This window comes from Billgrantia zhangzhouensis, assembly GCF_021404465.1.
Taxonomy (GTDB): domain Bacteria; phylum Pseudomonadota; class Gammaproteobacteria; order Pseudomonadales; family Halomonadaceae; genus Halomonas; species Halomonas zhangzhouensis.
The window spans coordinates 1-23,694 of the sequence record NZ_JABFTT010000019.1 but is presented as its reverse complement, the minus strand read 5'-3'; the positions used below and the strand labels follow the sequence as shown (position 1 = coordinate 23,694).

General features: G+C 63.9%; 23 protein-coding genes and 1 other RNA gene. 9 read left to right on the top strand and 15 right to left on the bottom strand.

Annotated features, from left to right (window positions below; translation table 11 throughout):
- Window positions 1–31 precede the first annotated feature (31 nt).
- Window positions 32–358, top strand: coding sequence for a ribosome assembly RNA-binding protein YhbY (gene yhbY / locus HOP51_RS19615; RefSeq protein ID WP_234275564.1), 327 nt, complete (start codon window positions 32–34; stop codon window positions 356–358).
- A 96-nt stretch (window positions 359–454) separates the two neighbouring features.
- Here yhbY and greA read toward each other — a convergent pair whose 3' ends face one another.
- The 9 genes from greA to grpE form a co-directional block, all read right to left on the bottom strand.
- On the bottom strand, window positions 455–931 hold the full coding sequence (gene greA, locus HOP51_RS19610) for a transcription elongation factor GreA (RefSeq protein ID WP_234275563.1): 477 nt from the start codon (window positions 929–931) through the stop codon (window positions 455–457).
- A complete protein-coding gene (gene carB, locus HOP51_RS19605; RefSeq protein ID WP_234275562.1) occupies window positions 928–4,158 on the bottom strand; it encodes a carbamoyl-phosphate synthase large subunit in 3,231 nt (1,076 codons plus the stop codon). The genes greA and carB overlap by 4 nt, the downstream gene beginning before the upstream one ends.
- A gap of 57 nt (window positions 4,159–4,215) precedes the next feature.
- On the bottom strand, window positions 4,216–5,361 hold the full coding sequence (gene carA, locus HOP51_RS19600) for a glutamine-hydrolyzing carbamoyl-phosphate synthase small subunit (protein ID WP_234275595.1): 1,146 nt from the start codon (window positions 5,359–5,361) through the stop codon (window positions 4,216–4,218).
- Window positions 5,362–5,621: 260 nt separating this feature from the next.
- Window positions 5,622–6,425 carry a 4-hydroxy-tetrahydrodipicolinate reductase gene (gene dapB / locus HOP51_RS19595; RefSeq protein ID WP_234275561.1) on the bottom strand — a complete coding sequence of 268 codons (804 nt, stop codon included), beginning with the start codon at window positions 6,423–6,425 and terminating at the stop codon, window positions 5,622–5,624.
- 110 nt (window positions 6,426–6,535) lie between these two features.
- Window positions 6,536–7,411, bottom strand: a complete 876-nt coding sequence (locus HOP51_RS19590; RefSeq protein ID WP_234275560.1) for a DMT family transporter — start codon at window positions 7,409–7,411, stop codon at window positions 6,536–6,538.
- 35 nt (window positions 7,412–7,446) lie between these two features.
- A complete protein-coding gene (locus HOP51_RS19585; RefSeq protein ID WP_234275559.1) occupies window positions 7,447–7,728 on the bottom strand; it encodes a DUF2218 domain-containing protein in 282 nt (93 codons plus the stop codon).
- A gap of 181 nt (window positions 7,729–7,909) precedes the next feature.
- A complete protein-coding gene (gene dnaJ / locus HOP51_RS19580) occupies window positions 7,910–9,046 on the bottom strand; it encodes a molecular chaperone DnaJ (protein ID WP_234275558.1) in 1,137 nt (378 codons plus the stop codon).
- A gap of 105 nt (window positions 9,047–9,151) precedes the next feature.
- Window positions 9,152–11,083 carry a molecular chaperone DnaK gene (dnaK, locus tag HOP51_RS19575; protein WP_234275557.1) on the bottom strand — a complete coding sequence of 644 codons (1,932 nt, stop codon included), beginning with the start codon at window positions 11,081–11,083 and terminating at the stop codon, window positions 9,152–9,154.
- A 121-nt stretch (window positions 11,084–11,204) separates the two neighbouring features.
- Complete coding sequence (grpE, locus tag HOP51_RS19570; protein ID WP_234275556.1) at window positions 11,205–11,834, bottom strand: nucleotide exchange factor GrpE; 630 nt, start codon at window positions 11,832–11,834, stop codon at window positions 11,205–11,207.
- Between the two features lie 213 nt (window positions 11,835–12,047).
- On the opposite strand from grpE, the gene recN reads away from it, so the two are divergent.
- Window positions 12,048–13,724 carry a DNA repair protein RecN gene (recN, locus tag HOP51_RS19565; RefSeq protein WP_234275555.1) on the top strand — a complete coding sequence of 559 codons (1,677 nt, stop codon included), beginning with the start codon at window positions 12,048–12,050 and terminating at the stop codon, window positions 13,722–13,724.
- Window positions 13,725–13,799: 75 nt separating this feature from the next.
- Here recN and fur read toward each other — a convergent pair whose 3' ends face one another.
- Complete coding sequence (fur, locus tag HOP51_RS19560; RefSeq protein ID WP_234275554.1) at window positions 13,800–14,246, bottom strand: ferric iron uptake transcriptional regulator; 447 nt, start codon at window positions 14,244–14,246, stop codon at window positions 13,800–13,802.
- Between the two features lie 72 nt (window positions 14,247–14,318).
- Here fur and HOP51_RS19555 point away from each other — a divergent pair, with 72 nt between their 5' ends.
- Window positions 14,319–14,804, top strand: a complete 486-nt coding sequence (locus HOP51_RS19555; protein WP_234275553.1) for an outer membrane protein assembly factor BamE — start codon at window positions 14,319–14,321, stop codon at window positions 14,802–14,804.
- 13 nt (window positions 14,805–14,817) lie between these two features.
- Here the strand turns inward: HOP51_RS19555 and HOP51_RS19550 are convergent, their stop codons facing one another.
- Together HOP51_RS19550 and HOP51_RS19545 are read right to left on the bottom strand one after the other, a co-directional pair.
- Window positions 14,818–15,126 carry an RnfH family protein gene (locus HOP51_RS19550; RefSeq protein WP_234275594.1) on the bottom strand — a complete coding sequence of 103 codons (309 nt, stop codon included), beginning with the start codon at window positions 15,124–15,126 and terminating at the stop codon, window positions 14,818–14,820.
- Window positions 15,116–15,550 (bottom strand): type II toxin-antitoxin system RatA family toxin, encoded by a 435-nt coding sequence (locus tag HOP51_RS19545; RefSeq protein ID WP_159555295.1) that lies wholly within the window; start codon window positions 15,548–15,550, stop codon window positions 15,116–15,118. The genes HOP51_RS19550 and HOP51_RS19545 overlap by 11 nt, the downstream gene beginning before the upstream one ends.
- 129 nt (window positions 15,551–15,679) lie before the next feature.
- On the opposite strand from HOP51_RS19545, the gene smpB reads away from it, so the two are divergent.
- Entirely contained in the window at window positions 15,680–16,171 is a 492-nt protein-coding gene (smpB, locus tag HOP51_RS19540) for an SsrA-binding protein SmpB (protein ID WP_234275552.1), read from the top strand.
- 123 nt (window positions 16,172–16,294) lie between these two features.
- Window positions 16,295–16,673: a transfer-messenger RNA gene (gene ssrA, locus HOP51_RS19535) on the top strand.
- Between the two features lie 86 nt (window positions 16,674–16,759).
- On the opposite strand, the gene HOP51_RS19530 is transcribed toward ssrA, so the two are convergent.
- Window positions 16,760–17,503: a Crp/Fnr family transcriptional regulator gene (locus tag HOP51_RS19530; RefSeq protein ID WP_234275551.1), complete on the bottom strand. Its 744-nt coding sequence runs from the start codon at window positions 17,501–17,503 to the stop codon at window positions 16,760–16,762.
- 356 nt (window positions 17,504–17,859) lie between these two features.
- Here HOP51_RS19530 and HOP51_RS19525 point away from each other — a divergent pair, with 356 nt between their 5' ends.
- The 3 genes from HOP51_RS19525 (at window position 17,860) to HOP51_RS19515 (ending at window position 21,688) form a co-directional block, all read left to right on the top strand.
- A complete protein-coding gene (locus tag HOP51_RS19525; RefSeq protein WP_234275550.1) occupies window positions 17,860–19,059 on the top strand; it encodes a saccharopine dehydrogenase family protein in 1,200 nt (399 codons plus the stop codon).
- Window positions 19,060–19,065: 6 nt separating this feature from the next.
- Window positions 19,066–20,238 (top strand): carboxynorspermidine decarboxylase, encoded by a 1,173-nt coding sequence (nspC, locus tag HOP51_RS19520; protein WP_234275549.1) that lies wholly within the window; start codon window positions 19,066–19,068, stop codon window positions 20,236–20,238.
- A 145-nt stretch (window positions 20,239–20,383) separates the two neighbouring features.
- The gene (locus HOP51_RS19515) at window positions 20,384–21,688 is read left to right on the top strand and encodes an aspartate kinase (RefSeq protein ID WP_234275548.1); all 1,305 of its coding nucleotides are present in this window, start codon (window positions 20,384–20,386) and stop codon (window positions 21,686–21,688) included.
- Between the two features lie 65 nt (window positions 21,689–21,753).
- Here the strand turns inward: HOP51_RS19515 and HOP51_RS19510 are convergent, their stop codons facing one another.
- The gene (locus HOP51_RS19510) at window positions 21,754–22,005 is read right to left on the bottom strand and encodes a hypothetical protein (RefSeq protein ID WP_234275547.1); all 252 of its coding nucleotides are present in this window, start codon (window positions 22,003–22,005) and stop codon (window positions 21,754–21,756) included.
- A gap of 159 nt (window positions 22,006–22,164) precedes the next feature.
- A complete protein-coding gene (gene gap / locus HOP51_RS19505; RefSeq protein WP_234275546.1) occupies window positions 22,165–23,187 on the bottom strand; it encodes a type I glyceraldehyde-3-phosphate dehydrogenase in 1,023 nt (340 codons plus the stop codon).
- 362 nt (window positions 23,188–23,549) lie between these two features.
- Here gap and HOP51_RS19500 point away from each other — a divergent pair.
- On the top strand, window positions 23,550–23,694 hold a 145-nt coding region (locus HOP51_RS19500; protein WP_234275593.1), incomplete at its 3' end, for a pyruvate kinase.

Here is a 23,694-nt window from a genome sequence, read left to right as displayed (position 1 = left end):
GTTACGCGCAACCGGGAAGACGCAAGATACCATGAGCTTGTCACAGGCACAAAAGAAAGCATTTCGCAGCATCGGTCACCACCTGAGCCCGGTGGTGACGGTTTCGGAGAACGGTGTCTCCGAAGGCGTGTTGGCCGAACTCGACCGGGCGCTTGCCGACCATGAACTGATCAAGGTGAAGCTGGCCCTGCCGGAGCGCGACGACCGCGCCGCCATGCTCGAGGAGCTGCTCGCAGCGAGTGGCGCCGAACGTGTGCAGACCATCGGTAAGATGGCGCTGCTCTACCGCCGCAACCCCCAGGCCAACCCGAAGCTTTCCAACGTCAAGCGTTTCGAAAATCACCACGGGCGCCACTAGGCGCTGACGCGCCCGCGCGAGCTTCAGGCTCCGGGCCGCGAGCAACTTTGCAAGAAGCCCGCGACCAACTGTCGCGGGCTTTTGCTGGCTCGTAGCTCAGCGATGCTCGACGCTGGATACCTCGTACTCGACCTCGCCACCCGGCGTGCTGACCACCACCACGTCGCCCTCCTCCTTGCCGATGAGGGCGCGGGCGATGGGCGAGGTGACGGAGATCTTGCCAGCCTTGATGTCGGCTTCGTCCTCGCCCACGATCTGGTAGCTGACTTCCTCGTCGTTACCGAGGTTGATCAGCTCGACGGTGACGCCGAAGATCACCTTGCCGGTCTGTGGCAGCTTGGTCACGTCGATCACCTGGGCATTGGAGAGCTTGCTCTCGATCTCCTGGATACGCCCTTCGATGAAACCTTGCTGCTCGCGAGCCGCGTGGTATTCGGCATTCTCCTTGAGGTCACCGTGCTCACGGGCTTCCGCGATTGCCGCGATCACCTTGGGACGCGCCTCGCCCTTGAGCTCCTCGAGTTCCTTGCGCAGGCGTGCCTCGCCGGCAACGGTCATCGGGACCTTGTTCATTGCGTTGCTCCTGCATGCAGTTCCTGTAGCCGCCGCACCGTGATCGCATTGCCATACTCCAACGCCATGCAAACGGCACTCGCCCCTGCCAGGGTGGTGGCATAGGGTACCTTGCGGGCCAGCGCGGTACGACGGATCACCGAGGAGTCGTTGATCGCCTGGCGACCCTCGGTGGTATTGACGATATAGGCGATGTCGTCGTTCTTGAGCAGATCGACGATATGCGGACGACCTTCGTAAACCTTGTTGACGACCTCCACCTCGAGGCCGGCGGCTTCGAGGGCGGCGGCGGTGCCGCGGGTCGCGCAAAGGGTGAATCCCAATCCTAGCAGAGAACGAGCGATTTCGATAACTCCCGCCTTGTCCGGTTCGCGCACCGAGAGGAACGCCTTGCGCTCGCCTTCGAGCTTGGGAATCGCCTCGCCAGCGCCCAACTGCGCCTTGTAGAAGGCCTCAGCGAAGGTATCGCCCGAGCCCATCACCTCACCGGTGGACTTCATCTCCGGTGACAGGATCGGGTCGACGCCGGGGAACTTGTTGAACGGGAATACCGCCTCCTTGACGCTGTAGAAATGCGGCACGATCTCCCGGGTGAAGCCCTGCTCGGCGAGGCTTTTGCCGGCCATGCAGCGCGCGGCGATCTGGGCCAGCGAAGTGCCAATGCACTTGGAGACGAAGGGCGCGGTGCGCGAGGCACGCGGGTTGACCTCGATGACGTAGATTTCGCCGTCCTGCCACGCCAGTTGCACGTTCATCAGGCCCACCACGCCAAGCTCGACGGCCATGCGCTTGACTTGATCGCGCATCTCGTCCTGCACCTCGGCGGGCAGCGAGTAGGGCGGCAGCGCACAGGCGGAGTCGCCGGAATGCACGCCGGCCTGCTCGATGTGCTGCATGATGCCGCCGATCACCACCTCGCGGCCATCGGAGACGGCGTCGATGTCGATCTCGATGGCGGCGTTGAGGAAGTGGTCGAGCAGTACCGGCGAATCGTTGGAGACCTTGACCGCATGGGTCATGTAGTTCTCCAGCTCGTCGGCGGAGTAGACGATCTCCATGGCACGGCCGCCGAGCACGTAGCTCGGGCGCACCACCAGCGGGTAGCCGATCGCCTCGGCCTTGACGAAGGCCTCGTCGAAGCTGCGCGCAGTGGCGTTGGGCGGTTGCTTGAGACCCAGCTTGTCGATCATCTGCTGGAAGCGCTCACGGTCCTCGGCACGGTCGATGGCGTCGGGAGTGGTGCCGATGATCGGCACGCCGGCGGCCTCCAGCTCACGGGCCAGTTTCAGCGGGGTCTGGCCGCCGAACTGCACGATCACGCCGACCGGCTGCTCCTTGTCGGCAATCTCCAGCACGTCCTCCAGGGTCACCGGTTCGAAATAGAGACGGTCGGAGGTGTCGTAGTCGGTAGAGACGGTTTCCGGGTTGCAGTTGACCATGATGGTCTCATAGCCGTCGTCGCGCATGGCGAAGGCGGCATGGACGCAGCAGTAGTCGAACTCGATGCCCTGGCCGATACGGTTGGGCCCGCCGCCCAGCACCATGATCTTCTGACGGCTGCTGACCTCGGCCTCACACTCCTCCTCGTAGGTGGAGTACATGTAGGCGGTGTCCGAGGCGAATTCGGCGGCACAGGTGTCGACGCGCTTATAGACCGGACGAATCCCGGCCTTCTGGCGGGTCTTGCGGAATTCCTTCTCGGATACGCCGAGCAGCTTGGCCAGGCGTGCGTCGGAGAAGCCCTTGCGCTTGAGACCAAACAGCTCCTGGGCGCTGAGCTCAGAGAGAGAGCGCTTGGCCACGTCGTGCTCGATGCGTACCAGGTCCTCCAACTGGATCAGGAACCAAGGATCGATCTTGGTCAGGGCAAAGACCTCCTCCACGCTCATGCTGGCACGCATGGCATCGGCGACGTAGAAGATGCGGTCGGCACCGGCGGCCTGCAGCTCACCCTTGATGTGCTGCATGGCCTCCTCGGTGAACTCGCCCACCTTGGGGTCGAGGCCGTCGTTGCCGGTTTCCAGGCCGCGCAGCGCCTTCTGCAGCGACTCCTGGAAAGTACGCCCGATGGCCATCACCTCGCCCACCGACTTCATCTGGGTGGTGAGGCGGTCGTTGGCCTGAGGGAACTTCTCGAAGGTGAAGCGCGGGATCTTGGTGACCACATAGTCGATCGACGGCTCGAACGACGCCGGGGTACGCCCGCCGGTGATGTCGTTGGAGAGTTCGTCCAGGGTGTAACCCACCGCCAGCTTGGCGGCGATCTTGGCGATCGGGAAGCCGGTGGCCTTGGAAGCCAACGCCGAGGAGCGCGACACCCGCGGGTTCATCTCGATGACCACCATGCGCCCGGTATTGGGGTCGACGCCGAACTGCACGTTGGAGCCGCCGGTCTCGACGCCGATCTCGCGCAGCACCGCAAGCGATGCGTCGCGCATGATCTGGTACTCCTTGTCGGTCAGCGTCTGCGCCGGCGCCACGGTGATGGAGTCGCCGGTGTGCACGCCCATGGGGTCGAAGTTCTCGATCGAGCAGACGATGATGCAGTTGTCGTTCTTGTCACGAACGACTTCCATCTCGTACTCCTTCCACCCCAGCAGCGACTCGTCGATCAGCAGCTCATGGTTGTTGGAGAGTTCGAAACCGCGGGTGCAGATCTCCTCGAACTCCTCCTTGTTGTAGGCCACGCCGCCGCCGGAACCGCCCATGGTGTAGGAGGGGCGGATGATCACCGGGAAGCCCAGCGACTCCTGGATGCGCCAGGCCTCCTCCATGGTGTGGGCAACCTCGGCCTTGGGGCACTCCAGGCCGATGCGCTTCATGGCCTGGTCGAACAGGTCGCGGTCCTCGGCCTTGTTGATAGCGTCGGCGTTGGCACCGATCATCTCCACGCCGTACTTCTCGAGCACGCCGTGCTTGTCCAGGTCGAGCGCACAGTTGAGCGCGGTCTGGCCGCCCATGGTGGGCAGAATGGCGTCGGGGCGCTCGGCCTCGATGATTTTTTCCACCGCCTGCCAGGTGATCGGCTCGATGTAGGTGGCATCGGCCATGGCCGGGTCAGTCATGATGGTGGCCGGGTTGGAGTTGACCAGGATGACCCGGAAGCCCTCCTCGCGCAGCGCCTTGCAGGCCTGGGCGCCGGAGTAGTCGAATTCGCACGCCTGGCCGATGACGATGGGGCCGGCGCCAATGATCAGGATGCTGTTGAGGTCGGTACGCTTGGGCATGTCGGTTCCCGCGGCTGGATTCGTTGAAATCAGGCGATAAGACGATGGCGGCGCCGATCAGCGGCGCTCGCGCATCATCGTCACGAAGCGGTCGAACAGCGGCGACACGTCGCGCGGCCCGGGGCTCGCTTCCGGGTGCCCCTGGAAGCTGAAGGCCGGACGATCGGTCAGCTCGATACCCTGCAGCGTGCCGTCGAACAGCGAACGGTGAATGGCGCGCACGTTGCCCGGCAGGCTCGCTTCGTCGACGGCGAAGCCGTGGTTCTGGCTGGTGATCATCACGTGGCCGGAGTCGAGGTCCTGCACCGGATGATTGGCGCCATGGTGACCGTGATTCATCTTCACCGTCTTGGCACCGGCGGCCAGGGCCAGCAGCTGGTGGCCCAGGCAGATGCCGAACACCGGCACGTCGGTCTCGAGGATCTCGCGGATCGCCGCAATGGCGTAGTCGCAGGGCTCGGGGTCGCCGGGACCGTTGGCCAGCAGGATGCCGTCCGGGTTACGCGCCAGCACGTCGGCGGCCGGGGTCTGCGCCGGCACCACGGTAAGCCGGCAGCCGCGCGAAGCGAGCATGCGCAGGATGTTGTACTTCACGCCGTAGTCGTAGACCACCACGTGGAAGGGGCGCTCGCTGACACTGGCATCGACGTTGCCCTGGCCCAGCACCCACTCCGCCTCGCTCCACTCGTAGGCCTCGCGGCACGAGACCTCCTTGGCCAGGTCCATGCCCTTGAGCCCGGGGAACTCCCGCGCCACGGCCAGTGCCCGCTCGACGGCATCGTCGCCCTCGGCCTCCCGCCCCGCCAGGATCGCCCCGTTCTGGGCACCCTTGTCACGCAGGATGCGAGTCAGGCGGCGGGTGTCGATATCGGCGATGCCAAGCACGTTCTGGCTCTTGAGGTAGTCGGAGAGCGATTGCTCGGAGCGGAAGTTGCTGGCAATCAGTGGCAAGTCGCGGATCACCAGCCCGGCGGCGGCGATCGAGCCCGACTCGACGTCCTCGGCATTGACGCCGGTATTGCCGATATGCGGGTAGGTCAGGGTCACGATCTGTCGGGTATAGGAAAGATCGGTGAGGATCTCCTGATAGCCGGTCATGGCCGTATTGAACACCACCTCGCCGCTGGTTTGCCCATCGGCGCCAATGGCGGTGCCGTGAAACACACTGCCGTCTTCCAGGGCCAATATCGCGGGTCTGTTCAATGCGGGGCTGTTCAAGACAAGGTCCTCCCATGCTGGTGCGAGCCTGAGGGGCGCAGGCTCGGCGGCTATCGTCACAGCGACAGATTTGGCTCGTAAAAAAGCGGGACGAAGCCGATGGAACCGGTTTCATCCCGCTTGTTGTCTCTGTTTACTCGGGGCTGGCCACGCAACAAGCGCGCAGTTGGACTGCTGTTTTCAGACGCCCGGCCAAAATTTTGGAGATGTTACAGGATTCGATCTCATTTGGCTACCGAGATGGCTCACAAACCCAATACATCCTGCATGCCATAGCGCCCATTGCTCTGGTCAGCGACCCAGCGCGCCGCCCGCACCGCGCCCTTGGCGAAGGTCATGCGGCTAGAGGCCTTGTGGGTGATCTCGATGCGCTCGCCCTCGGTGGCGAACATCACCGTGTGTTCGCCGACGATATCGCCGGCACGCACCGTGGCAAAACCGATCTCCCTGTCGGTGCGTGGCCCACACTGCCCGACACGCTCGAACACGCCGTGCTCCTTGAGCGTGCGCCCCAGCGCCTCGGCCACCACCTCGCCCATCTTCAGCGCGGTGCCGGAAGGCGAGTCGACCTTGTGGCGGTGGTGGGCCTCGATCACCTCGATGTCGTAGCCCTCGTCGCCCAGCGCCCGGGCCGCGGTCTCGAGCAGCTTCAGGGTCAGGTTCACCCCCACGCTCATGTTGGGGGCGAAGACGAAGGGCAGCCTGTCACGATAGCCGTCGAGCTCGGCCAGTTCGTCGTCGGCCAGGCCGGTGGTGCCGATCACCATGCACTTGCCGTGCGCCGCACAGAAGGCCAGGTTGGCCAGCGTCACCTGGGGCGCGGTGAAGTCGATCAGCACGTCGAAGTCGTCGACGATGGCGTCGAGAGAGTCCACTGCAACGACACCCTGCTTGCCGAGCCCCGCCAGCTCGCCGATATCGGCGCCGACCAGCGTGCTACCCGGTTCGACGATACCGCCGGCCAGGGTGGCCCCGGCATCCTGCTGCACGGCGTTGACCAGGGTGCGGCCCATGCGGCCGGCGACACCCACGATGGCGATACGGGTCATGCGGACTCCTGCGAAATCTGACGAGAGGGGATCGAGGCAGTATACCAGACCCACAGCTTGCCTGACCGAGCGCTTGGGCAGGGTAGCGAGCCATATGCCGACGAGCTGGATTAGCGAGCGTGGGCGTTCTCGCCGCTCTGACGCAGCAATAGGTCGATGGCGGCAAGCACCAGCACACTGCCCGGCAGCCAGTGCCAGCCGATCTGCTCGGGCGCAGCGGCAAACAGCAGCAGCATGGAGACGAAGGGCACCATGTAGCCGTAGGCGGTCACGGCGCCAGGCGTGAGTACCGCCGTGGCATGCTGCATCAGCCAGAAGGTGAGCGCACTGGAGAAGAGCCCGAGATAGACCACCAGGGCCAGATCCTGCCAGCGCATGGAAAGGAGCTGGTTAGCGGGCTCGATGATAAGGCCCAGCAGGCCGATGGCGAGCCCGCCCAGCCCCAGGCTCCAGAAGGTGCGCACCGCCGCCGATTCGGGTAGCCACTCCCGCGCCAGCCCCCACTTGCTCAGCACAGGATAGAGCGCCGACGACACGCAGCCGAGGAAGAACACCACCTCGCCGATACCCAGTTGCATGGCTTCGCCATGACTGCGCGCTTCGGAAAAGGCGAGCCCCAGAGCCCCCGCCGCACCCAAGGCCAGGATGGCCGGCAACTTCCAGCCCGGCCGCTCGACGCGAAAACCGAGCCCCAGCAGGTAAGCCAGTAGCGGCACGGTGACGTAGAGGGTGGCCATGGAGAGTGCCGTGGCGTGATGAGCGGCCCAGAACATGGCACCGAAGAAACCGGCCAGGCACAGCCCCATCAGCGTGTAGAGAGGCAGCAATCGCCAGGCGGGCAGGAAGCCGGGCGAACGCCGCGCCAGCCACCACAGCCCGGCGCAGGCGATGGCGAAGCGTAGCGCGGTGAGCGACAGCGGCGGCAGCTCGCTCATCAGCCCCACGGCGGGAAACGACAGCCCCACCAGCAGCGCCCAAAGCAACATGCCGAGGTGGGCGCGCCGGAGTGTTATCGACGCGCTCAATTTTCCCAGACGATGGCCAGCTCCTCGTCGCCCGCCATGCGCTGCAGGTGGGAATCCACCACGCCCTCCAGGCGGTCGAGCACCTCTTCGTCCAGCGCCTCGATGGCCACCAGCAGCTTGCCCGGCTCGACGCGCATCACACAGGTGCCATCCTCGAAAGCTACACGGCTCTCTTCCTCGCCCTGCTCTACCTCCAGCTTATGCGCCCAGTGCTTGCACAGCCGGTTCATCACCCTCGCCCCGGACTCGGTGGCGATCACGGCACGCGACATTGGCATAGAAACGATCTCCATTCGTATTGGAGTTAACAGACTAAGACGCCGGAACGGGTCAACGCCACCCCCGGCAGGCAGCACTCAGCGGAACGAGAGGTTCGAACCGGCGAGCCAATGGTTCGCCGCCACAAACAAAAAGCCCCCTATGCCAAAGGCACCGGGGGCTAACGGGCCACCGCCTGAATTACGGCTTCATGTCCTCGAAGAACTTCTTCACACCGTCGAAGAAGCTAGTCTTCCTCGGCGAGTGGCTGCGGCTGTTGCTGCCGTCGAGGCTCTCCTGCAGTTCGCGCAGCAGCGCTTTCTGCTCCTCGTTGAGATTGACCGGGGTCTCCACCACCACCTTGCACAGCAGGTCGCCCGGCGGACCGCCGCGCACCGGCTTCACGCCCTTGCCGCGCAGGCGGAACAGCTTGCCGGTCTGGGTCTCCGGCGGGATCTTCAGCTTGACCCGGCCGTCGAGGGTCGGCACCTCGAGTTCGCCACCGAGCGCGGCGTCGACGAAGTTGATTGGCACTTCGCATTGCAGGTGCTTGCCATCGCGCTGGAAGATGTGGTGCGGCTTGATCGCCACCTGTACGTAGAGATCGCCGGGAGGGCCGCCGTTGATGCCCGACTCGCCCTCGCCGTTCAAGCGAATGCGATCGCCGGTATCCACCCCGGCGGGAATCTTCACCGACAGGGTGCGTGTCTCTCGCATACGGCCTTCGCCATGGCACTTGTGGCACGGCACCTTGATGTGCACACCGCTGCCGTGACAGGTCGGGCAGGTCTGCTGCACGGCGAAGAAGCCCTGCTGCATGCGTACCTGGCCGAGGCCATTACAGGTGGGGCAGGTCTCCTTGGTGGAACCCGGCTCGGCGCCGGAGCCGTCGCAACGGTCACACTCCACGTGACGCGGCACGCGGATATCAACCGTGGTGCCGGCGACCGCGCTCTCGAGGTCCAGCTCGAGGTTGTAGCGCAGGTCGCTGCCGCGCTGCGGCGCGTGGGGGCTGCGCCGACCGCCGCCACCACCGAAGATGTCGCCGAACACGTCGCCGAAGATGTCGCTGAACCCACCGGCGCCCGCGCCGCCGAAGCCGCCTGCCTGGCCGTCGACCCCGGCATGGCCGAACTGGTCGTAGGCGGTGCGCTTCTCGCTGTCGGAGAGAATTTCGTAGGCCTCGGACACCTCGCGGAATTTCTCTGCGGCAGTATCGTCATCCGGATTGCGATCCGGATGGTATTTCTGCGCCAGCCGTCGGTAGGCCTTCTTGATGTCTTTGGTGTCGGCCCCGCGCTCGACGCCGAGCACCTCGTAATAATCGCGTTTGGACATAGGTCCATGCGCCTCCTGGTCTAGGCAGATCTGCCCGATCCGCGGAAACGGCAACGCGGGAGTCGTCCCCCCGCGCTACCGTCGCCCGTGGTATCGCCTTGGCGATTACTGCTTCTTCTGGTCGTCGTTGACTTCTTCGTATTCCGCGTCAACCACGTCCTCTTCCGGCTTGGCACCAGCCTCCTGACCTTCACCACCGGCCTGCTGGGCAGCCTCGGCCTGGGCGGCATACATCTTCTGCGCCAGGTTGCCGGAGGCTTCGGTCAGCTTGTCCAACTTGGCCTGGATGTCATCCTTGTCGTCGCCCTTGAGCGCCTCCTCGAGTTCGGAGGCGGCACTTTCGATGGCCTGCTTCTCCTCGTCGGTGGCGTGCTCGCCGGCTTCCTGCACGGTCTTGCGAGCGGCGTGGACCATACCGTCGGCCTGGTTGCGCAGGGCCACCAGCTCCTCGAACTTCTTGTCCTCGTCGGCATGAGCCTCGGCGTCGCGCACCATCTGTTCGATCTCTTCATCGCTGAGGCCGCTGGAGGCCTTGATGACGATCGACTGCTCCTTGCCGGTGGCCTTGTCCTTCGCCGAGACGTTGAGGATGCCGTTGGCGTCGAGATCGAACGCTACCTCGATCTGCGGCACGCCACGCGGCGCCGGCGGAATGTCGGCCAGGTCGAAGCGGCCCAGCGACTTGTTCTGGCCGGCCTGCTTGCGCTCGCCCTGGAGCACGTGGATGGTCACGGCGGTCTGGTTGTCATCCGCGGTCGAGAAGGTCTGGGTCTTCTTGGTCGGGATGGTGGTGTTCTTCTCGATCAGCGGAGTCATCACGCCGCCCAGGGTCTCGATGCCCAGGGTCAGCGGGGTGACGTCGAGCAGCAGCACGTCCTTGACGTCGCCGCCCAGCACGCCGCCCTGGATCGCCGCACCCACGGCCACGGCCTCGTCCGGGTTGACGTCCTTGCGCGCTTCCTTGCCGAAGAAATCGGCCACTTTCTTCTGTACCAGCGGCATGCGGGTCTGGCCGCCGACCAGGATCACGTCGTCGATCTCGGAAGCGGACAGGCCAGCGTCGGCCAGCGCGGTCTTGCACGGCCCCATGGAGCGCTGCACCAGGTCTTCCACCAGCGACTCCAGCTTGGCCCGGGTCACCTTGACGTTGAGGTGCTTCGGACCGGTGTTGTCGGCGGTGATGTAGGGCAGGTTGACGTCGGTCTGCTGGGCGCTGGACAGCTCGATCTTGGCCTTTTCTGCGGCTTCCTTGAGGCGCTGCATGGCCAGGTTGTCACCGGAGAGGTCGATACCGCTGTCGGCCTTGAACTGATCGACCAGGTAGTTGATCAGCGCCATGTCGAAGTCTTCACCGCCGAGGAAGGTGTCGCCGTTGGTGGCCAGCACTTCGAACTGGGTCTCGCCGTCGACGTCGGCCACCTCGATGATGGAGATGTCGAAGGTACCGCCGCCCAGGTCGTACACGGCGATGGTCTTGTCACCGCGCGACTTGTCCATGCCGTAGGCCAACGCCGCCGCGGTGGGCTCGTTGATGATGCGCTTGACCTCGAGGCCGGCGATACGGCCGGCATCCTTGGTGGCCTGGCGCTGGCTGTCGTTGAAGTAGGCCGGCACGGTGATCACCGCCTCGGTGACGGTCTCGCCCAGGTAGTCCTCGGCGGTCTTCTTCATCTTCTTCAGCACTTCGGCACTGACCTGCGGCGGTGCCAGCTTCTTGCCCTTCACCTCGACCCAGGCGTCGCCGTTGTCGGCCTCAGTGATGCCGTAGGGCACCATCTTGATGTCCTTCTGCACCACGTCGTCCTTGAAGCGACGACCGATCAGGCGCTTGATGGCGTAAAGGGTATTCTGCGGGTTGGTCACCGCCTGGCGCTTGGCCGCCTGCCCCACCAGGGTCTCGCCATCATCGGTGTAAGCGATGATGGACGGCGTGGTGCGGCCACCCTCAGCGTTCTCGATCACCTTGGCGCTGTCGCCGTCGAGCACGGCCACGCAGGAGTTGGTGGTCCCCAGGTCAATACCGATGATGCGTCCCATAGGAAATCCTCGAAAAATTCGTTTGCCTTGAATCATCTCTGCGGCAGCTGCCGCGGTTGACGTCTATCTGGGGGGCGCCAAGATACTTTTCAAGCCCCGCCCCCGTTTTATCCGGACAGCCTCAGCTGGCGGCCTGGCTGACCACCACCATCGCCGGGCGAACCAAGCGTCCGTTGAGCAGATAGCCCCGCTGGATCACTTCCATCACGCTGTTGGGCTCGAGCTCGGGATTGGGCACCATGGCCATCGCCTCGTGATACTGCGGGTCGAACGGCTCGCCGGCAGGATCGACCGTCTCGACGCCGAACTTGGCCAGCACGTCCTGCTGCATTTTCAGCGTCATGGCCACACCCTCGCGATGGGCTTCACTGGCGTTTTCGCCCATGGCCTCGAGCGCCTTCTCCAGGCTATCGACTACCGGCAGCAGCTCCTTGACGAAACGCTCCAGGGCGAACTTACGCGCCTTCTCGGCTTCCTGTTCGGCACGGCGGCGCACGTTCTGGGCCTCGGCGGCAGCGCGCAGCGCCTGGTCCTTGGCCTCGGCCAGACTCTGCTCCAGCTCTTCCACCTGAGCGGCCAGCACGTCGGCCTCGGGATTATCGCTCACCGTCGTCGGCTCCTCGGACGCCACGGCCTCGTCCTCCCCGGCACCGACCGCGTCATCCAGCTCGCCTTCCATCGGCTCCGGCTGGGCCTCCTCTTCACGCCGAACCAGCTCATCGTCAAGCGGGGTCTGGGGTTCTTTAGCCATGCGCATCTCCTGAAGCAACGCGACCCTGCGGGGTCGGAACGGTTTCGATTCGGTGAAAGCCTTACGGTCTGCGGCCTATATGGGGGTGCTCACGACAATCTCAAGTGATCCGCGATACTGCATGGCATGTATTGAGCGCCGGACTCGACTACTGTATAAAAACGCAATGACGTGTATGGATATCCAGCCTTGTCGCGGCTATCGGAGGCCCCCATGCTGACGCAGCTTGCCATTCGCGATTTCGCCATCGTCGACACTCTCGACCTGGAGCTTGCCGGCGGCATGACCGCCATCACCGGAGAGACCGGTGCCGGCAAGTCGATCCTGCTCGGCGCCCTGGGGCTGTGCCTGGGCGAGCGCTCCGATGCCGGCAGCGTACGCCACGGCTGCGAGCGCGCCGACCTCAGCGCGCGCTTCGACATCGCCGCCCTGCCGACCGCCCGGCGCTGGCTCGAGGAGCGCGAACTGCCCGTCGACGATTGCCTGCTGCGCCGCGTGGTCACCGCCAATGGGCGCTCCAAGGCATGGATCAACGGTCAGCCGGCCACCGTGGCCGATCTCAAGGCGCTGGGCGAGCATCTGGTCGAGATCCACGGCCAGCATGCCCACCAGCTGCTGCTGCGCGAGGAGACTCACCTGCGCCTGCTCGACGACTTCGCTGGCAACCGCAACGCCGTCACCCAGCTCGGCGAGACCTTCCGCCGCTGGCAGGCGGCCCGGCGTCGCCTGAAGCAGTTGACCGAGAGCGGCGATGAGGTGCAGGCGCGTCGCCAACTGCTGCGCTACCAGGTCGAGGAGCTGGACGTCCTGGCCTTGGGCGAAGACGAGCTTGCCACCCTGGAGCACGAGCAGGAGCAGCTTGCCCATGCCGAGGAGACGCTGCGCGAGGCGCAGATCGCCGCCGAATGCTGCGACAACGATGAAAACGGCGTGCTGACACTGCTCAACCAGGCGACTCATCGGCTCGATCCGCTGCCGGGCAGCGATCGCGGTACGCTGTCCGAGATCATCTCCATGCTGGGCGAAGCGCGCATTCAGGTCGAGGAGGCCGTACGCGAGCTGCATCGCTTCGCCGACGCCACTGAACTCGATCCGGAGCGGCTGGCCTGGGTGGAATCACGCCTGGGCGAGGTGCACCGCATCGCGCGCAAGCACCACGTGATGCCCGAGGAGCTGCCTGCGCTGCATTGCAAGCTTCAGGCCGAGCTGGAGGGCCTCGAAGGGGGCGAGCACGACCTGGAAGCACTGCGCAGCGAAGTAGAAACGCTGCGCGACAGCTGGCGCGAGCTGGCACGCCAGGTGGGCGAGACCCGCCAACAGGCGGCAGGACGCTTCGGCAAGGCGGTGCAGGAGCAGCTCGCCTTCCTGGCCATGGGCAAGGCGCGCTTCGAGGTCGCCGTGGAAACCCGCCAGAGTCCCCAGGCCGAAGGCATGGAGGAGGTACGCTTCCTGATCAGCGCCAACCCCGGCCAGCCACCGCGGCCGTTGGCAAAGGTCGCCTCCGGCGGCGAGCTATCGCGCATCAGCCTGGCGATCCAGGTAGTCGCGGCCCAGCACTCGACCATCCCCAGCCTGGTATTCGACGAGGTGGACGTGGGCATTTCCGGCGCCACCGCCGAAATCGTCGGTCAGCTGCTGCGCCGGCTGGGCGAGAACGGCCAAGTGATGACCGTGACCCACCTGCCCCAGGTGGCAGCCCAGGCCCACCATCACCTGCATATCGAGAAGCAGGCCAAGCGCGACACCACCCTGACGCGCATGGCCCTGCTCGACGAGGCCGGCCGGGTCGGTGAGCTGGCGCGCATGCTCGGCGGGGTCAACCTCTCCGACCGCACCCTGGCCCATGCTCGGGAGATGCTCGATGCCAGCCAACAGGGTGCCGCCCACTAGACTTGCTCCATAATGCATGCGGCCCCGATCGAGGATCGGGGCCGCCATTGGTACTGATTCGGCATTACTCGCGTGTCACTTGCGCGTTGAGCCTTCCTGGCGCGTGGCATTGGAGCCACGTGGACGCACATAGAGTACCAAGGCATGGTCGACGAGCTCGAAGCCATGCTCCTCGGCAATCTCCTGCTGGCGGCGCTCGATGGTCTCGTCGAAGAATTCGATGATCTCGCCACTGTCGAGGCACACCATATGGTCGTGATGCTCCTCCTGGGAGATCTCGAACACGGCATGGCCGCCATCGAAGTTATGACGAATCACCAAGCCCGCCGACTCGAATTGGGTCAGCACGCGATAGACGGTAGCCAGACCGACGTCCTCCCCAGCTTCCAGCAGGGTCTTGTAGACATCCTCGGCGCTCAGGTGGTGCTGACCCGTGGCATTCTCGAGAATCTGCAGGATCTTCACTCGGGGCAAGGTGACCTTGAGGCCTGCCTTGCGCAGTTCATGGTTCTGGTCGGCCATGTTCGCTCTTCGCAGTATCAGGTAGGGTCGGGTATGATCGACCGAATCCACGATAGTGAAGAATGGACACAAATGCAAAAGCTGATCAAAACCCTCCCTCTCGTCATCGCCCTGACCGTCGTCAGCGGCTGCGTCTACAAGCGCGACCTCCCCCAGGGCAACTACATCACCGAGGGCATGGTCCAGCAGCTCCAGCCCGGCCTTAGCCGCGCCCAGGTCGTCGACCTGCTGGGCAGGCCATTGCTGGAAGCGCCCTTCGATGCCAACCAGTGGGACTACGTGTTCCGCCTCGACGAAGCCTACGGCGGCGTGCAGCAGCGTCGGGTGACACTCACTTTCGCAGGCGACCGCCTGGTCAACGTGCAGCAGGAAGGAGACTTCTCCGAGGATATCGAACTGCGTGCTCAGGACGATATCGGTCCGGCAGCCGAAAGTGCCGACCCCGCCGGCATGCTACCCGAGAGCCAGCCGCAAGCCGTGCCGGAGCGCGCACCAGGCGCGGGAGGCACCCTGCCGCAAGGCGGTGAGCCGGCCTCCAGCGAACCGCTGGGTATGTAACGCCGTTGCTTCGCTAGTGCCCGGTGCGTTCGGCTCGCCGGGCACGCGCTTCCTTGGGATCGAGTTCGAGCGGTCGGTAGACTTCGACCCGATCGCCGGCACGCAGGCGATGTGTCTCGGGATCGCGCAGCGGCTTGCCGAAGATTCCCAGGTCGGCGGCGGCGAAGGTCTCGGGTGGAACCTCGGGAAAGAGCCTGTCCAGTTCCACCAGAGCCACCGCCTGGCGGGCGGTAGTGCCCATCGGCACCTCGAGCGTCACGATACGCTGCCTGTCCGGCAGCGCAAACGCGACCTCTACCTCGTGCCTCGCCTCAGCGGCCATAGATTTCATCGGCCCGCCGAGTGAAAGCGTCGACAAGTTGCCCCGCCACCTGCTGGAACAACTTGCCGAAGGCCATGCCCAGCAGCCGGTTGGCGAACTCGAACTCCATTTCCAGACATACCTTGCAGGCGCCCTCCCCCATCGGCAGGAACAACCAGCGGCCGCGCAGGCGCTTGAAAGGACCGCTGACCAGCGACATTTCGATGCGCTCGGGCTCGATGAGATCGTTACGAGTGGTGAAGCTCTGCTCGATTCCCGCCCGCCCCAGGGTCATCTCACCGATCAGATGCGACTCGTCGCGCTCGAGCAGCCGCGCCCGCCGACAGCCCGGCAGGAACTCCGGGTAGCGCTCGAAATCGTTGACCAGTTCGAACATGTCCTGTGGGGTGTGCCGCACCAGGGCGGACCGATTGACCATTGGCATTGAGCTCTCCGCTGACTTCACAGTGCCCAGGGCGTATCATGAGCGGTTATTTCACGCCTTGAATGGTATCACGCTTCCCCCCATATCGAAGGAAGCGTTGCCCCAGGCAAGAACATGACATGAGGTTCCATGGCCAACAAGAAAGGCAAGGGCAAGGGTCCCGGCAGTAACGTCATCGCCCAGAACAAGAAGGCTCGCTTCGAGTATCACATCGACGAGACCTTCGAGGCCGGCTTGGTGCTGGCCGGCTGGGAGGTGAAGAGCCTGCGCGCCGGCAAGGCCCAGCTCACCGACACCTACATCCTGGTGAAGGACGGCGAGGCGTGGCTGCTTGGCAGCCACATCACGCCGCTCAACACCACCAGCACCCACGAGATCGCCGATCCTTCGCGTACGCGCAAGCTGTTGCTGCACAAGAAGGAGATCGCCAAAATCTTCTCGCGCTCCCAGGAGAAGGGACACACCTGCGTACCGCTCAAGCTTTACTGGAAAGGCAACCGGGTGAAGTGCGAGCTGGCGCTGGTGACGGGCAAGAAGCTGCACGACAAGCGCGCCACCGAGAAGGATCGCGACTGGCAGCGCCAGAAAGGCCGCATCATGCGGGAACACGTCAAGGCCTGAACGGTCATAGTGGACGACACCGTGGCCCATTCCCCGAAATCGGCCAGAATCGGGGAGTGCGTGGAACCAACCCACCCGACAGGTGTCATAGAGGTGCCCATGCTGATATGATGGGCCTGCTACGGGGGCGACATGGCTTCGACGCCGGTGACAACCTCCTAGGTGCATGCCGAGAGCGTGATGTATCTCGTAAATCCAACATCACGACTAAATAGTCGCAAACGACGACACCTACGCTCAGGGCGCCCTGGCAGCTTAAACCTGCTAGCGGTTAGTCCGGCCCCAAAGCGATGTGCCCATTCATCGCGGAGGGGATACGAGCTAAAAATGATGGGATCGCGGTTGGCGACGTCCTCTCGTCAATCGCTAAACCTTTGAGGAATCGCGTCGCTGGATCCTGCCCGTCGGAGCTGGTGGCGTTAAACGAAAAGACGGACCTAAGCATGTAGAGCCGAAGAGCGAGTGCCGGCGGACGCGGGTTCGATCCCCGCCGCCTCCACCAATCAAGCAAACGAAAAAAGCACCTCCTGGGTGCTTTTTTCGTTCCTGTTGTCGCATGAGCACAGCGCCTAGCGTGAAACGGCGCCGTCAAGCGAAGCTCTGGAAGACGGAAGGCAAGGCTTCGTCAATATAGGTACCGCTGAACTCGACCAGTTGAGCCAGGGCATCCGGGTCGGGCAGAACCGTGCGCTGGCGATCACGGATCACCAGGCCCTCGTCGCGCAGCATGGAGAAGGTGCGGCTCACATGCACCGCACTCAGCCCCAGGGCATCGCCGATCTGCTCCTGGGAGAGCGGCACGTGAAAGCCGTTCTCTTCTACCGCCCCGATCCGCTTGAGGCGCAAATAGAGTTCGTAGAGGAAATGTGCCAGCCGCTCGTGGGCGGCATACCGCCCCAGGTAGACCAGCCGCTCGGTAAGCAGAGCCTGCTGCCGTACCGCCATCGCCATGATACCGGCGGCTAGCGCCGGCGAGCGGCTGAAGATCTCGAAGAGCTGCTGGTGCGTGAACGGGCTGACCACACCGGCATTGATCATCGCCACACCGGCCAGCCGGCGTGAGAAGCCGAAATCGCGCATGCCAATGATGTCGCCGGGTAGGTAGACCTTCAATATCTGCATCGATCCGTTGCCAAGATTGCGGTAGGAGTAGGCCCAGCCCTCCTTTACCACGCAGAACAAGTCCACGTCCGCACTCTCCTGCCACAGCACTTCCCCGGCCGACATGCGCCTTGGATTGAGTTCGAGGCCCAGCAATAGGGCCTTGTCTTCAGCCGTCAACGCGGCGTGACGGGCAAGCCCCTGCATCACTACGCTGTCGAGTAGGGTCACACTCTACCTCTCCGGCTTATGGTTAAATGACACTACACTAAAGCACAAGAATTTATAGATATTCATAACGCAGGTTATCGACATTCAGTAATAACAAATATAGTGCCGAAAGGGTTATGACGACACCTAGCAACCCCGCATGTGCGCTCGCTTTTCGGCCTGCCCCGCCCCACCCCCCTGCTTTGGTCTAATGAGTCACGAGAAAATCACTTGCCCCCAGCTTCACAGAGGGCCATTATCTGCGCGCAAGCGGCGAGCGAGACCGGGGTGGCATCGGGCACGGGCATACGAGATGGCCGAAACTCCGATAAGACCCTACGCTTTCATACACATCCCGATCTGGATTCGAGAGGCCCATGAGCAAAGTCCTGATTATCGGCGCCGGTGGCGTCGGAGGCGTCGTCACCCACAAGTGTGCACAGCATCCCGAAGTGTTCAGCGAGATCTGTCTGGCCAGTCGCAACGAAGACAAATGCAAGGCCATCGCGGCCCAACTGGCGCGTCCGATCCAGACGGCCCAGGTGGACGCCGATAACGTCGAGGCCCTGGTTGCGCTGATCGAGTCGTTCAAACCGGACGTGCTGATCCACGTGGCCTTGCCCTATCAGGACCTGACCATCATGGAGGCATGCCTCAAGACCGGCGTGCCCTACCTCGACACCGCCAATTACGAGCACCCGGACGAGGCCAAGTTCGAGTACAAGGAGCAGTGGGCGTTCCACGATCGCTACGCCGAGGCCGGCAACATGGCCACCTTGGGCTGCGGCTTCGACCCGGGCATGACCAACATCTACTGCGCCTACGCCCAGAAGAACCTGTTCGACGAGATCCACCGTATCGACATTCTCGATGCCAACGGCGGCGACCACGGCTACCCCTTCGCCACCAACTTCAACCCGGAGATCAACATTCGCGAGATCACCGCGAAGGGTCGCTACTGGGAGAAGGGCGAGTGGAAGGAAACCGACCCGCTGGCGGTGAAGCGCAAGTTCGACTTCGACGGCATCGGCGAGAAGGACATCTACCTGCTCTACCACGAGGAACTCGAGTCGCTCAGCCAGAACATCAAGGGGCTGGAGCGCATCCGCTTCTGGATGACCTTCTCCGAGAAGTACATCACCCACCTCAAGGTGCTCGAGAACGTCGGCATGACCAGCATCGAGCCAATCGAAGTGGGCGGCGCCAGGATCGCACCGCTGGAGTTCCTCAAGGCAGTGCTGCCCGACCCGGCCTCGCTGGGCCCGCGCACCAAGGGCAAGACCAACATCGGCATCATTGCCGACGGCATCAAGGACGGCAAACGGCGCAAGGTGTACATCTATAACATCTGCGATCACGAGGCCTGCTACCGCGAGGTGCAGTCCCAGGCGATTTCCTACACCACCGGCGTGCCGGCGGTGACCGGCGCCATGCTGATGCTGGAAGGGATCTGGAAGGGCGCGGGCGTGTTCAACGTCGAGCAGCTCGACCCCGATCCCTTCATGGAACGCATCGGTGACATGGGCCTGCCGTGGCAGGTGGTCGAGCTCGACCCCGATCACGACCCGCTGGCCTGATCCACCATGGCACCAAGCGACATGGCCAAGCCGGCCTACCCGTTCGATATCGACGCTTGCCCTTCGCCGGCCTATGTGGTCGACGATGCCCTGCTGCGCCGTAACCTGGAGCTGCTCAAGCAGGTCCAGGAGGAGAGCGGTGCGCGTATCCTGCTGGCGCTGAAGGGCTTCGCCATGTGGGACACCTTCCCGCTGGTGGGCCAGTACCTGGTGGGTACCACTGCCAGCGGGCAGGACGAAGCGCGCCTGGGTGCGGAGACCTTCGGCGGCGAGGTGCACGTCTATTCGCCGGCCTTCACCGCCGAGGAGATGGAGGTGGTCCTCAAGTATGCCGACCACATCAGCTTCAATTCCCCGGGGCAGTGGCAGCGCTTCCGCGATAGCATCGCGGCGGCTCCACGCAAGGTCTCCTGCGGGCTGCGGGTGAACCCGGAGTACTCCGAAGGCAAGGTGGCCATCTACGACCCCTGCGCGCCCGGCTCACGGCTGGGCACGCGGGCGGCGGACCTCGCGGGCGCCGACCTCGAAGGGCTGGAGGGCCTGCACTTCCATACCCTGTGCGAGAAGAACAGCGACGCCCTGGAGCGCACGCTGGAAGCTTTCGAGGCCAAGTTCGGGGGCTATCTCGCCGACAAGCAGTGGGTCAACTTTGGCGGCGGCCACCACATCACCCGCCCCGACTACGACATCGAACGGCTGGTACGGGTGATTCGCGGCTTCCGCGAGCGCCATCCCCACCTCACCGTGTATCTGGAGCCCGGCGAAGCGATTGCGCTGAACACCGGCTACCTGGTCTGCACGGTGCTGGATATCGTCCAGAACGACGGCCCTAACGCCATCCTCGACACCTCTGCCACCGCGCACATGCCCGACGTGCTGGAAATGCCCTACCGGCCGCAGATCATCGGCGCCGGCGAGCCGGGCGAGAAGGCCCATACCTACCGCCTGGGCGGCACTACCTGCCTGGCCGGCGACGTGATCGGCAGCTACTCATTCGACGCACCGCTGGCCATCGGCGATCGCTTGATGTTCACCGACATGGCCCACTACACCATGGTCAAGACCACCACCTTCAACGGCATTCGCCTGCCGTCAATCTGCCGGGTGGATGAAGTGAGCCGCGAGGTGCGCACGGTGAAGACGTTCGGCTATGAGGCTTACAGAGACCGCCTCAGCTAAAAGCGCATCAGCAAGCAAAAGCCCCTACGGGGGCTTTTTTCGTATCTGCACCGCCATTTGCACGGCGTGCCGGCCTCCCCTTTCCCCGGCCAGCGTCATGGCCCATGGTGTAGGGCACGACGTCACCAGACAGGGAGAGCCCGACATGACGACCGTGTTCAAGTTCGGCGGCGCCTCGATCAAGGATGCCGATGCCATACGCCACCTGACCCCGCTGCTCGAGGAGCACACGGATCGACCGCTGGTCGTGGTAGTCTCGGCCATGGGCAAGACCACCAACAAGCTGGAAGCGCTGCTTGCCGCCGCCCGCAGCGAAGGCAAGGAAGACGCCTACCGTGAATGCTTCGAGGCCTTGCAGGCCGACCACCACGAGGCGATGGAGGCGCTGTTCGGCGATTCTCGTGACTCACCGGCCGAGCGCGTCGACGCCCTGTTCGACGAGCTCGACGCACTGCACCGCAAGCACCGCGCCAGCCCCTATGCCAGGCACTACGATCAGACCGTCTGCTACGGTGAGCTGATCTCCACCACCATCGTCGCGGCCTGGCTCAACCACAGCGGTATCGCCACCGACTGGCACGATGCCCGCGAACTGGTGCGCACCGACGCCTGTCATCAGGCCGCCAACCTCGACTGGGCCGCCACCGCCGACGCCATTCGCGGGCGCCTGAGGGGCAGCGAGTGCGTGGCGCTGACTCAAGGCTTCATCGGCGGCACCGAGCTGGGTGATGCCACCACCTTGGGTCGTGAAGGCTCGGACTTCAGCGCGGCGATCTTCGCCCACTGCCTCGATGCCCGCGAGGTGGTGATCTGGAAGGACGTCCCCGGTCTGTTCAACGCCGACCCCAGACGCTTCGACAACGCCATACAGCTCAAGCGCCTCTCCTACGCCGAGGCCACCGAACTGGCCTGGCACGGCGCCAAGGTGATCCATCCCAAGACCCTGGGGCCGCTGCAGGAGAAGTCGATTCCGCTAACGGTGCGCTCCTTCGAGACGCCCGATGCCACACCCAGCGTGATCGACGCCGAGTGCCGTTTCGATGCCGAGGCACCCTCCTGCATCCTGCGTGAAGCGCAGGTCTGGGTGGAGGTACTGCCGCGCGATTTCGCCTTCATGGACGAACCGCGCCAGCACGACATTCTCGGCCGACTGGTGGAAACCGGCCTGCATGCCAACCTGGTCGACAGCAGCGCCATGCGCTTCGCCCTCTGTCTCGACGACAAGCCCGAGCGGCTCGAGCAGTTGATCGACTCGCTCGAGGCCGACTACGAAGTCAACCGTGAGGATAGGCTGACGCTGCTGACCGTGCGTCATCCCCAGCCAGGAATGATGGATACCCTCAGCGAGGGTCGCGAAGCCCTGGCCGAGCGGCGCAACGCCACCACTGCCCAGCGCCTGTTCCGCAGCAGCGACTGTCCCGAGACCTGGCATATCCCCGAATCCCGTTAGACGGAAAGAACCGCGCCTGCCATGGGCAGGCGCGGTTCGCTCAGCTCTGTCAGGCTGGTGGCAAATCAATCGTCGAGATCGATATCGTCCTCGTCGGTGGCCGCCCCGGTCACGGCACCCGCCCCGGCGCCGATCGCCGCACCACGTACCACGCTGCCTCCCGTGGCAGCACCCGCAGCACCGCCCACGGCGGCCCCAACGCCGGCACCGCTGGCAGCGCGCTCACCAGTACTGGTGCCACAACCGGCCAAAGCCAGCATCAGCGCCATCGCACAGGCCACAAGAACACTTCGATATCCCAATCCATAGTGTTTCATGACATACCTCCCATTCCATGGATGTATCTTTCCAGCGTAGTCAAGGTAAGCGATGGGGGGCAAAGGCTGGGCAGTCAGGAGGCCCTGTCGATACAACAACGCCGAAGCGGTTTCGCTTCGGCGTCCGTTCAGGCGGCTCTGCGTGAGCGTATCAGCGCATCACACCACTTCGCGCTTGGCGTCACTCGTGGCCTGCATGGCGAGCGCGGTGTCGAGCATGCGGTTGGAGAAGCCCCACTCGTTGTCATACCAAGCCATTACCTTCACCAGGCGGCCGTTCACCCGGGTGTGGTTGGCGTCGAAGGTCGAGGAATTGGGATCGTGATTGAAGTCGATGGACACCAGCGGCTGGGCATTGACGGAGAGCACCGGCGAGACTTCCGCCGCCTTGGCGACGATGGCGTTGATCTCCTCCTTGGTGGTGTCGCGCCCGGCGGTGAACACCAGGTCCACCAGCGAGACGTTGATCACCGGCACGCGTACCGCCAGGCCGTCGAACTTGCCCTTCAGTTCCGGCAGCACCAGCCCCACCGCGGCGGCGGCGCCGGTCTTGGTCGGAATCATGGAGTGCGTGGCGCTACGTGCCCGGTAGGGGTCGCTGTGGTAGACGTCGGACAGATTCTGGTCGTTGGTGTAGGCGTGCACCGTGGTCATCAAACCATTCTCGATGCCCACCGTGTCGTTGAGCGCCTTGGCCACCGGCGCCAGGCAGTTGGTGGTGCAAGAGGCGTTGGAAACCACCTTGTGCTCGGGCCCCAGCACATGCTCGTTGACCCCATAGACCACGGTGGCATCGGCATCCGGGCTCGGCGCGGAGATCAATACACGCTTGGCACCGGCCTCGAGGTGCTTGGCAGCGGCATCGCGTTTGGTGAACAGCCCAGTACACTCCATGACCAGATCGACACTCAGCGTCTTCCACGGCAGTGCGGCCGGGTCGCGCTGGGAGAAAATGGCGATGCGGTCGCCATCCACGCTCAGGCTCTCCTCATCGTGCTCCACTTTGAAAGGAAAGTGGCCATGCACGGTGTCGTGGCGCAACAGATGGGCGTTGAGCGCCGGGTCACCCAGGTCGTTGATGGCGACGACCTGGATCTGCTTGCGGTAGTCGTTCTCGTACAGGGCACGCAGCACGTTGCGGCCGATGCGGCCGAATCCGTTGATGGCGATCTTAAGCGTCATGGTTCGTTCCTCCGTAAGTGTTCTGTCGGTATGGAGTCGAGCCGATTGGCGGAGGTCGTGCTCACCGAATGGAATACGCGCAAGCCCACGGCTCGTGGCAATACCCACAATGTGGCGCAGGAAAGCGACAGACTCAAGCCTTTTTTAGTAACTTTACAACATAAACATTTTGATGGATCGATCCCACCAGATTCACCTTTGTCCCGCAGGCACTTTACTCCTTGGCAAAATAATCAAGCCTGGCAAGAGGTAGGCAAGCATCTCCCACCTCAAAGAGATGTAGTAAACTTGTAGTAAACTTACCGCAAAACCAATATTGTTGTAGTCTAACGACATCCCCTTCCTTCAGGAGGCGCTCAGACATGCCGAAGCCACCGCTACACGCCCCCATCCGCCGCACCAAGATCGTTGCCACCTTGGGGCCGGCCAGCGATCGCGAGGGCGTGCTGGAGGCGATGATCCGCACCGGCGTCGACGTAGTACGCCTCAACTTCTCCCACGGCAGCG

Coding starts and splice junctions, on each gene's coding strand:
- HOP51_RS19510 (WP_234275547.1), bottom strand. CDS start 22,005: ATGAAACACTATGGATTGGGATATCGAAGTGTTCTTGTGGCCTGTGCG.
- grpE (WP_234275556.1), bottom strand. CDS start 11,834: ATGGCTAAAGAACCCCAGACCCCGCTTGACGATGAGCTGGTTCGGCGT.
- recN (WP_234275555.1), top strand. CDS start 12,048: ATGCTGACGCAGCTTGCCATTCGCGATTTCGCCATCGTCGACACTCTC.
- HOP51_RS19545 (WP_159555295.1), bottom strand. CDS start 15,550: ATGCCAATGGTCAATCGGTCCGCCCTGGTGCGGCACACCCCACAGGAC.
- dnaJ (WP_234275558.1), bottom strand. CDS start 9,046: ATGTCCAAACGCGATTATTACGAGGTGCTCGGCGTCGAGCGCGGGGCC.
- HOP51_RS19550 (WP_234275594.1), bottom strand. CDS start 15,126: ATGGCCGCTGAGGCGAGGCACGAGGTAGAGGTCGCGTTTGCGCTGCCG.
- gap (WP_234275546.1), bottom strand. CDS start 23,187: ATGACGCTTAAGATCGCCATCAACGGATTCGGCCGCATCGGCCGCAAC.
- fur (WP_234275554.1), bottom strand. CDS start 14,246: ATGGCCGACCAGAACCATGAACTGCGCAAGGCAGGCCTCAAGGTCACC.
- yhbY (WP_234275564.1), top strand. CDS start 32: ATGAGCTTGTCACAGGCACAAAAGAAAGCATTTCGCAGCATCGGTCAC.
- HOP51_RS19590 (WP_234275560.1), bottom strand. CDS start 7,411: ATGTTGCTTTGGGCGCTGCTGGTGGGGCTGTCGTTTCCCGCCGTGGGG.
- carB (WP_234275562.1), bottom strand. CDS start 4,158: ATGCCCAAGCGTACCGACCTCAACAGCATCCTGATCATTGGCGCCGGC.
- dnaK (WP_234275557.1), bottom strand. CDS start 11,083: ATGGGACGCATCATCGGTATTGACCTGGGGACCACCAACTCCTGCGTG.
- HOP51_RS19525 (WP_234275550.1), top strand. CDS start 17,860: ATGAGCAAAGTCCTGATTATCGGCGCCGGTGGCGTCGGAGGCGTCGTC.
- dapB (WP_234275561.1), bottom strand. CDS start 6,425: ATGACCCGTATCGCCATCGTGGGTGTCGCCGGCCGCATGGGCCGCACC.
- HOP51_RS19585 (WP_234275559.1), bottom strand. CDS start 7,728: ATGCCAATGTCGCGTGCCGTGATCGCCACCGAGTCCGGGGCGAGGGTG.
- HOP51_RS19555 (WP_234275553.1), top strand. CDS start 14,319: ATGCAAAAGCTGATCAAAACCCTCCCTCTCGTCATCGCCCTGACCGTC.
- greA (WP_234275563.1), bottom strand. CDS start 931: ATGAACAAGGTCCCGATGACCGTTGCCGGCGAGGCACGCCTGCGCAAG.
- nspC (WP_234275549.1), top strand. CDS start 19,066: ATGGCACCAAGCGACATGGCCAAGCCGGCCTACCCGTTCGATATCGAC.
- smpB (WP_234275552.1), top strand. CDS start 15,680: ATGGCCAACAAGAAAGGCAAGGGCAAGGGTCCCGGCAGTAACGTCATC.
- HOP51_RS19515 (WP_234275548.1), top strand. CDS start 20,384: ATGACGACCGTGTTCAAGTTCGGCGGCGCCTCGATCAAGGATGCCGAT.